6 protein-coding genes and 1 rRNA gene are annotated in these 7,926 nt (G+C 70.3%); 2 read left to right on the forward strand and 5 right to left on the reverse strand.

The window, feature by feature from the left end:
• From AB0M93_RS38120 to AB0M93_RS38130, 3 genes are all read right to left on the reverse strand, one after another.
• Entirely contained in the window at window positions 1-852 is an 852-nt protein-coding gene (locus AB0M93_RS38120) for an arpA protein (protein ID WP_364283494.1), read from the reverse strand.
• Between the two features lie 88 nt (window positions 853-940).
• Complete coding sequence (locus AB0M93_RS38125; protein ID WP_364283497.1) at window positions 941-1,471, reverse strand: DUF4232 domain-containing protein; 531 nt, start codon at window positions 1,469-1,471, stop codon at window positions 941-943.
• A 106-nt stretch (window positions 1,472-1,577) separates the two neighbouring features.
• A complete protein-coding gene (locus tag AB0M93_RS38130) occupies window positions 1,578-4,175 on the reverse strand; it encodes a bifunctional FO biosynthesis protein CofGH (protein ID WP_364283500.1) in 2,598 nt (865 codons plus the stop codon).
• Window positions 4,176-4,328: 153 nt separating this feature from the next.
• Between AB0M93_RS38130 and AB0M93_RS38135 the strand changes: the two genes are divergently transcribed.
• Entirely contained in the window at window positions 4,329-5,876 is a 1,548-nt protein-coding gene (locus tag AB0M93_RS38135; RefSeq protein ID WP_364283512.1) for a transposase, read from the forward strand.
• Here the strand turns inward: AB0M93_RS38135 and AB0M93_RS38140 are convergent.
• Together AB0M93_RS38140 and AB0M93_RS38145 are read right to left on the reverse strand one after the other, a co-directional pair.
• A complete protein-coding gene (locus tag AB0M93_RS38140; RefSeq protein WP_364283503.1) occupies window positions 5,861-6,619 on the reverse strand; it encodes an SDR family oxidoreductase in 759 nt (252 codons plus the stop codon). The genes AB0M93_RS38135 and AB0M93_RS38140 overlap by 16 nt on opposite strands.
• Entirely contained in the window at window positions 6,616-7,404 is a 789-nt protein-coding gene (locus tag AB0M93_RS38145) for an alpha/beta fold hydrolase (RefSeq protein WP_364283506.1), read from the reverse strand. The genes AB0M93_RS38140 and AB0M93_RS38145 overlap by 4 nt, the downstream gene beginning before the upstream one ends.
• A 451-nt stretch (window positions 7,405-7,855) precedes the next feature.
• Between AB0M93_RS38145 and AB0M93_RS38150 the strand changes: the two genes are divergently transcribed.
• Window positions 7,856-7,926: ribosomal RNA gene (locus AB0M93_RS38150) — 16S ribosomal RNA — on the forward strand; the annotation flags it as partial.

The following is a 7,926-nucleotide window of genomic DNA, read 5'->3' on the forward strand; positions in this document are numbered from 1 at the left end:
TCAGTCGAGCAGTTCGTCGCCGCGGGTGCGGTCCGCGAGGTGGGCGGGCAGGACGCGGCCGAACAGCTGCCGGGTGCGCTCGGCGCTGCCGATGACGCCCGGGCGCTCGCTGTAGGCGAAGATCGCGGAGTGCCGCGCGATCGCGCCCTCCACGGTACTGACCCGGTGCAGCGCGAAGCGTCCTTTGAACAGCTGGAGATCACCGGGCCGCAGGTCCAGGCGCCGGACCAGGCGGGTGTCACCGGCCAGGACCGAGCGCACGGCGGCGAAGTTCTCGTCCGTCGCGGACCGGATGCCCGGGCAGTACTCGAAGGTCCCGCCGTCGGCCGCGGCCTGCGTCAGCATGCTGACGGTGTGGGTGTTCGTGTCGAAGTGCCACGGGTGCGCGCGGCCGGGCGCGATGACGTTGAGCGTCAGCCCGGACAGCGGGTCGGCGAGCTCGTGCAGTTCCGGCAGCCCGAAGCAGTCGGCGACGAACCGCTGGAACAGCGGGCTGGTGTAGAGCCGGCCGATGATCGAGGACGCGGGGATGCGGTCGCGGGCGACGAAGGCGTTGCCGCGTTCCATGATCGTCCGCCCGGGGTGGTCGTCGGGCAGCGGCTCGCCGATCGCGGTGTTGTAGGCGTTGACCTGCTCGATCTTCGTGTACGCGTGCGGTTCGAGCGCGGCGCATTCGGCCCGCAGCACGTCGCGGAGCTCGGGGCGGACGAAGTCGGCGAGGACGCTGCAGCCGGCGTCGGCCAGCTCCGCGCGGGTGCGTCCGACGACCTCTCGCCAGGCGGGGCTGTCCGGTTCGGTGAGCGGGTAGCGGTCGGTGTCGACCATTTCCAGGGGGGCCACGGAGGTGCTCATCGAACGTCCCTTCCGGCATTGGAAGAAACAGAGGTAGCACAGATCCCCGCTGGTCAACCGTCAGTTTGTGAGCGGTGACACAGGGTCGTCAGTGGCCGATCCGGCTCGCCCACGCACTCAGCTGGACGGTGTCGGTGGTGCCGAGGTCGGTCTCCAGCGGCTGCCGCTGCGCGGGCTCCCCGGGGATCGGGACCACCGAGATCGCCGCGCCGGTGTGCTTGTCGCCGCTGGTGACGGTCGCCGACCAGGCGAGCACGGACAGCGCGTGCTCACCCGGCGCGAGCGTGAGGTCCTGCGGGCCCGGGTCGGGGGCGAAGTACGACGTCTCGTGCAGGACCTTGACGTCGAGCGGTTCGCCGTCGCCGGCCAGGATCTTCAGGTCCGGGTAGCCGGTGACCTTGCGCGGCACGCTGTCCCGGTTGGTCAGGGTCAGGACGCTGGCGCGGTGCCCGAGCCCGGCTTCGACCTGACCGACCGAAAGCGACAGACCGGTCGGCGGCGGCGGCGCGTACGTCGGGCTCGGCGGCGGCGGGGTTGGTGTCGGGGCGGGCGGCGGTGGAGTGGCACAACCCGCGAGAAGCGCTATGAGAAGAACTGGTGCGAAGCGGAAAACCCCCATGCGGCGGAAGGGTAGCGGGCGCCTCGGAAGGCGCCCGCCCCACTGTGTCAACCGGGGCTCTGCCCCGGGCCGGGGGCTCCGCCACCCGGAACCCCCGAACCGCTCCTCACGGGGTCAGCAGGGGCAGGAGCGGCTTGCGCACCGCGGTCGCGACGCCGTCCGACGCCTCCGCCGCGGCGAGCCGCTCGGCCGACGGCCGTCCGTACCCCGTCGTGCGCTGCACCAGGGGACGGCCCAGCGGCTCGACCATCGCGCGCATGTCGCTGATCGTCTTGTACGACCCGTTGGACGCGCCCGCCATCCGGCTGATCGTCTCCTCCATCAGCGTCCCGCCGATGTCGTTGACGCCACCCTGCAGCACCGCGCGGCTGCCCTCTTCGCCGAGCTTCACCCAGGAGCTCTGGATGTTGTCGATCATGCCGTGCAGCAGCAGCCGGGCCAGCGCGTGCACCGCGCGGTTCTCGCGCAGCGTCGTGCCCGGGCGGGCGAGCCCGGCCAGGTAGATCGGCGCGCTCTGGTGGATGAACGGCAGCAGGACGAACTCGGTGAATCCGCGCCGCCCGTGCTTCTCCAGCCCTTCGCGCTGCAGCCGGGCCAGCAGCTTGAGGTGCGCGACCCAGTGCGCGGGCGTGTCGACGTGGCCGTACATCATCGTGGACGTCGTCGGCAGGCCGACCTCGTGCGCGGTGGTGACGACCTTGATCCACTCCGACGTCGGCAGCTTGCCCTTGGTGAGCACCCAGCGGACGTCGTCGTCGAGGATCTCCGCCGCCGTGCCCGGCAGCGAGTCCACGCCGGCTTCCTTGGCCTTGATCAGCCAGTCCTTCAGCGAGAGGTTGGTCCGCGAAGCGCCGTTCACGACCTCCATCGGGCTGTAGGAGTGCAGGTGGATCTCCGGCTGACGGCGTTTCACCTCGGCCGCGAGGTCGAAGTACGCGGTGCCGGGCAGGTCCGGGTGGATGCCGCCCTGCATGCAGATCTCGGTCGCGCCCGCGGCCCACGCCTCGTCGACGCGGTCGCCGACCTGCTCCAGCGAGAGCGTGTACGCGTCGGCGTCGGTGCGACGCTGCGCGAAGGCGCAGAAGCGGCAACCCGTGTAGCAGACGTTGGTGAAGTTGATGTTCCGCGTGACGACGAACGTGATGTCGTCGCCGACGGTCTCGCGCCGCAGGTCGTCGGCGAGCTTCGTGAACGCGTCCAGTTCCTTGCCGTCGGCGGACAGCAGGGCCAGTGCGGCGTCGTCGGAGAGGCCGGCCGGGTCCTTTTCCGCGCTGCGCAAGGCTTCCAGCACGGTCGAGTCGAACTTCTGCGGCCCGGTCTTGATCCGGTCGCCGATCTCCTTCCAGTCCCCGTAGACGGAGTCGAAGTCGCTGCGGCGGTCCTCGGTGCGGCCGCTGGTGTCGATCTCGGTGTGCAGGTCGGTGCGGCCGGACTCCTGCCAGCCGCCGTCCGGCTCCTGCCACGGGATGCCGACCGGCATCGCGTCCTCGCGTGCCATGCCGGTGTCGTAGTCGACGAGCGCGGCGACGTGCCGGGTGATCCGCGGGTCCAGCCACGGCTCGCCGGCCTTGACGTACTCCGGGTAGATCGTCAGCCGTTCCTTGAGCTCGAAGCCGGCCTTCTCGGTGCGGCGGGCGAGCTCGTCGATCTGCGGCCACGCGCGTTCCGGGTTGACGTGGTCCGGGGTCAGCGGCGAGACGCCGCCCCAGTCGTCGATGCCGGCCCGGATCATCAGGTCGTACTGGTTGCCGATCAGGTTCGGCGGCGCCTGGATGCGCATCTTCGGGCCGAGCACGAGCCGGGCGACGGCGATGTTCGCGGCGAGTTCTTCGAGGTCGGCGTCCGGCGTCGCGCGCATCTTCGTGTCCGGCTTGGCCCGGAAGTTCTGCACGATGACTTCCTGGATGCCGCCGTAGGTCTTGGCGACCTTGCGGATCTCGAACAGCGCGTCCGCGCGCTCCTCGTGCGTCTCGCCGATGCCGATGAGGACACCGGTGGTGAACGGGACCGAGCTGCGTCCGGCGTCTTCGAGCACCCGCAGCCGGACCGCCGGGTCCTTGTCCGGGGAGCCGTAGTGCGGGCCGCCCTTTTCGCTCCACAACCGGGTCGCGGTCGTCTCCAGCATCATGCCCATCGACGGCGCGACCGGCTTGAGCCGCTGGAAGTCCTGCCAGGTCAGCACGCCCGGGTTGAGGTGCGGCAGCAGGCCGGTCTCCTCCAGCACCCGGATCGCCATCGCGCGGACGTAGGAGAGCGTGTCGTCGTAGCCGTGCGCGTCCAGCCAGTCGCGGGCCGCCTTCCAGCGGTCCTCGGGCCGGTCGCCGAGCGTGAAGAGGGCTTCCTTGCAGCCCATCTCGGCACCCTTGCGGGCGATGTCGAGGACCTCGTCCGGGGACAGGAACGGCGATTCGAGCCGGCCCGGCACGGTGACGAACGTGCAGTAGCCGCAGCGGTCGCGGCACAGGCGGGTCAGCGGGATGAACACCTTGCGGCTGTAGGTGATGACCCCGGCGCGCCCGGCTTCGGCCAGGCCCGCGTCGCGGATTCGCGAGGCGTACTCGGACAGCGTGGTGAGGTCGTCGCCGCGGGCGTGCAGCAGGACGGCCGCTTCGGTGACGTCCAGTGTCTTCCCGTCACGCGCCCGGGCGAGCGCGCGGCGCATCGCGGAGGCGGTCGGGGTGGTGGCGTCGGGTTCGGGTCCCATTCCGCCCACGCTAGGACCGTCCTCGCGGGACCAGCCAGGGTGTGTTCGACACCTCTCCCGCGCTGTCCGGCAGGGTGATCGTCATCGCAGGTCAGCGGCTTCCGCCGGTTGTCGATCAGCGCTCCGCCGTGTATTACCTAAAGGGTGGCATCGGTGGTCGGCAAGAAGATCGGCGGACGAACGTACTACTACCTGGCGGAGTCCGCCCGGGTGGACGGCAAGCCGCGGGTGGTGACCCAGCGTTACCTCGGCACGGCCGACGAGATCGCCCGCGCCGTTCCGGGCGGCGAGCCCGAATCGGCGACGTACCGGACCTACGGCGACGTCGCCGCGGTGTGGGCGACGCTGTCCCGGCTGGACTTCGTGCGGCGCGTCGACGACGTCGTGCGCGCGAAGCCTTCGCTGGGGCTGACGCTCGCCGTCGCGGTGCTGCACCGCGCAACCGCCCCGGAGACGCCGATCGGGGCGTGGTGGGAGGCGGGCGCGGCCGCCGACCTCGTGCGGCCCCGGCTGTCCACAGTGGATGGCCTGTGGCGGGCGCTGGAACGGCTCACACCGGACCGGATCGCGGGCATCGAGGAGACCGTCGCCGCCGCGGTGCTGGAGGTGCTCGACGACCACGCGGCGCTCGCCGTCGACGTCCCGCAGTTCGCCGCGTTCGCGCCGGCGGACTGCACGCTGCCGTCGGCCTGCCAGGGCGTGTTGGCCGGCGCCGGGCTGCGGGTGACCCGCGACGGCGCGATCCCGCTGGCGTCGCGCCTCTACCGGCGTGACGACGGCACGGCGCCGACGTTCGCCTCGGTCATGGCGGGGCTGGGCCCGGCGACGCTCGTCTTCCACGCGGGCCAGGCGGCCCAGCTCGACCTGGGTTCGCGTAGCGGCTTCGTCGGGTCGCTGCCGCTGACCGACCACCCGGAGCTGCTGACCCAGCCCGCCTCCGCGCGCAAGCGCGTCGACCCCGAGCGGTTCGCCGGCCTCACCGCGCTCGACACGCACGCGGTCGTCGACGGCGTCCGGCGGCGGGTGATCCTGACCCACTCGGCGACGCTGCACGCGGCGCAGTCCCGCGCGTTCGCCGACGAGCTGGCCACCGCGACCCGCGAGCTGGACGGACTGGCGGAGGCACTGGCCGCGGGCACCCACCGCGGCGACCGGGCCCAGGTCCACGCCGAGATCGGCCGGGTGACGCGCGGCCGGCGCATCGAGCGCGTCCTCACCGCCGTCCTGAGCGGCAACCGGCCCGGCGAGATCCGGGTCGAACGGCGCGTTGACACTGTGGCCATCGCCCGGCTGGACGAGGAGTTCTTCGGCAAGCAGGTGCTGGTCACCGACCGGGACTGGCCGGTCGCCGAGGTCGTCACGGCCTACCGGGCCCGCACCCACCTGGAATCGACGTTCCGCTGGCTGACCGGGCCCGCCGTCACCGGCCCGACCCCGCGCTGGGAGTGGACGCGGCAGCGGATCGCGGCGCACGGCCTGGTCTCGGTGCTGGCGGCGACGGTCACCCACCTGATGCGGCGTGAGGCCGACCGGGCGGGGATGAACCTGTCGGTGCGGGAACTGCTGGACCAGCTCGCGGGCATCGGCGAGCTGGTGCTGCGCTACCCCTCGACCGGTGGGCGGCCGCGGGCGAAGCGCCTGCTGACCTCGCTCGAGCCGGGTCAGCAGGCGTTGTCCGACCTGTTTCAGCTCTCGCGGTAGATCTGTAGCGCCGAGAAGCTCTGGACCACCGGCATCAGCTCGATGACGTTGATGTTCACGTGCTTCGGCTGGCTCGCGGCCCAGTAGACGGACTCGGCGACGTCGTCGGCGGTCAGCGGTGTGGTGCCTTCGTAGACCTTGTCGGCCTTGGCCTGGTCGCCGTCGAAGCGGACCTTCGAGAAGTCCGTGCCGCCGACCATGCCGGGCTCGACGTTCGTGACGCGGACGCCGGTGCCGTGCAGGTCGCTGCGCAGGTTGAGGCTGAACTGGTGGACGAACGCCTTGGTCGCGCCGTAGACGTTGCCGCCGGGGTAGGGGTAGGTGCCGGCGATCGAGCCGATGTTGATCACGTGACCACGGCCGCGCTCGACCATGCCGGGCAGCAGCGCGCGCGTGACGTGGGTGAGGCCGCGGACGTTGGTCGCGATCATCTCGTCCCAGTCCCGCAGATCGGCCTTGTGCGCGGGCTCGAGGCCCTTGGCCAGGCCGGCGTTGTTGACCAGGACGTCCACCTGCTGCCAGTCCCCGGGGAGGCTGCTCACCGCGTCCTTGACCTTGTCCGGGTCGCTGACGTCGAGCTGCACCGGCAGGACGGCGTCGCCGAGCTCGCCGGCCAGCTTTTCGAGCTTGTCCGCGCTGCGGGCAACGGCGATCACGCGGGCGCCCTCGGCGACGAACCGGCGCGCGATGGCGTCACCGAAGCCGGCGCTCGCGCCGGTCACGAACACGGTCTGCTGGGTCATGGGGTCGCTCCGCTGTCGTTCAGGAAGGTGCTGAGTGCCTCGTCGAACTCCGTCTCGCGCTCCAGGTTAGGCAGGTGGCCCGCCCCCTCGATCACCACCAGGGTGGAAGTCCGGATTTCCCGGTGGATGAGCTCGGCGTCGGCGACCGGGGTGAACTCGTCCTCGCTGCCGACGACGACCAGGGTGGGAACGGCTGTCTTCGCCAGTCCCGGCGTGTAGTCGGGACGCTCGGCGCGGCCCCGGAGCGCCGCCGCGGCTCCCTCCTTCGGGGCGTTGCGCATCATCGTGCGGACGTGCTCTTCGACGTCCGGCCTGGTCGCTCGGGTCTGCTTCGAGATCATCTTGGGGAGGAGCTCCTCGGCGTAGTGCTCCATGCCCTCTTCGGCGATGCGGTCGGCGGTGTCGTAGCGGGCCTGTTTGGCCTGCGGGATGTCCAGGCCGGCGAAGGTGTCTGCCAGGACGAGGGCACTGGCCCGGCCTGGGTGGTCCATCGCCAGCTGCATGACGATCTGGCCGCCCATGGAGAGGCCGCCGAGGACGAAGCGCTCCAGATGGAGGTGGTCGGCCAGGTCGATGAGGTCCTTCGCGAAGACGTCGAGGCCGGTCTTCGTGTCGTGGCTCTTCGATTGTCCGTAGCCGCGGAGGTCGGGCGTGACGACGCGGTAGCCACTTCTCGTCAGGTGCTCGGCCTGGGGCCGCCACATCGAGCGGTCGAAGGGGTGGCCGTGGACCAGGAGGACCGGGCGCCCGTTCTTCGGGCCGAGGTCGTCGTAGGCGAGTCTCATGCCGCCGACGCTAAGCGGAGCTTTGAACCGGAGCAATACGGTGCAATGTAGTCGGAGCAATGTTCTTTCGGTGGCGCTCGGCGCGGGTTAGGGGCAGACTGAGCCTCAGACGGGCTCCGTCATGGGGTCTGACCTGCGCTGATCTTGTTAACCGACCCCCCTGTTCGGGGCCGTTTCCGGGCATGTAATCTTCTCTTCGTCGCCAGGGAAACCCGGCCGACACGGAGACACGAACCAAGCTCTCGCCGAAAGCGATTGAGTGGGTGTCCCACCAAAAACTGCTAGGAATAACCCGCTTCGGGTGACGCTGGACCTTGGGTCTGGAGTTGTTCGGGGTGTGTTGCTTGAGAACTCAACAGTGTGCTAGTGAACTAAGCCAGTAGAGCTTATGTATTGAACCTCGTATGAGGTTCCTTTGAGAGCAAGAAATTTGCCTCGATTAAACTGTTCATTGTTGGAGAGTTTGATCCTGGCTCAGGACGAACGCTGGCGGCGTGCTTAACACATGCAAGTCGAACGCTG

This window comes from Amycolatopsis sp. NPDC051102 (assembly GCF_040682815.1).
Taxonomy (GTDB): domain Bacteria; phylum Actinomycetota; class Actinomycetes; order Mycobacteriales; family Pseudonocardiaceae; genus Amycolatopsis.

Bases quoted from the DNA above. Each gene is read 5' to 3' on its own strand.
- AB0M93_RS38125 (WP_364283497.1), bottom strand. From the start codon at position 1,471: ATGGGGGTTTTCCGCTTCGCACCAGTTCTTCTCATAGCGCTTCTCGCG.
- AB0M93_RS38130 (WP_364283500.1), bottom strand. From the start codon at position 4,175: ATGGGACCCGAACCCGACGCCACCACCCCGACCGCCTCCGCGATGCGC.
- AB0M93_RS38120 (WP_364283494.1), bottom strand. From the start codon at position 852: ATGAGCACCTCCGTGGCCCCCCTGGAAATGGTCGACACCGACCGCTAC.
- AB0M93_RS38140 (WP_364283503.1), bottom strand. From the start codon at position 6,619: ATGACCCAGCAGACCGTGTTCGTGACCGGCGCGAGCGCCGGCTTCGGT.
- AB0M93_RS38145 (WP_364283506.1), bottom strand. From the start codon at position 7,404: ATGAGACTCGCCTACGACGACCTCGGCCCGAAGAACGGGCGCCCGGTC.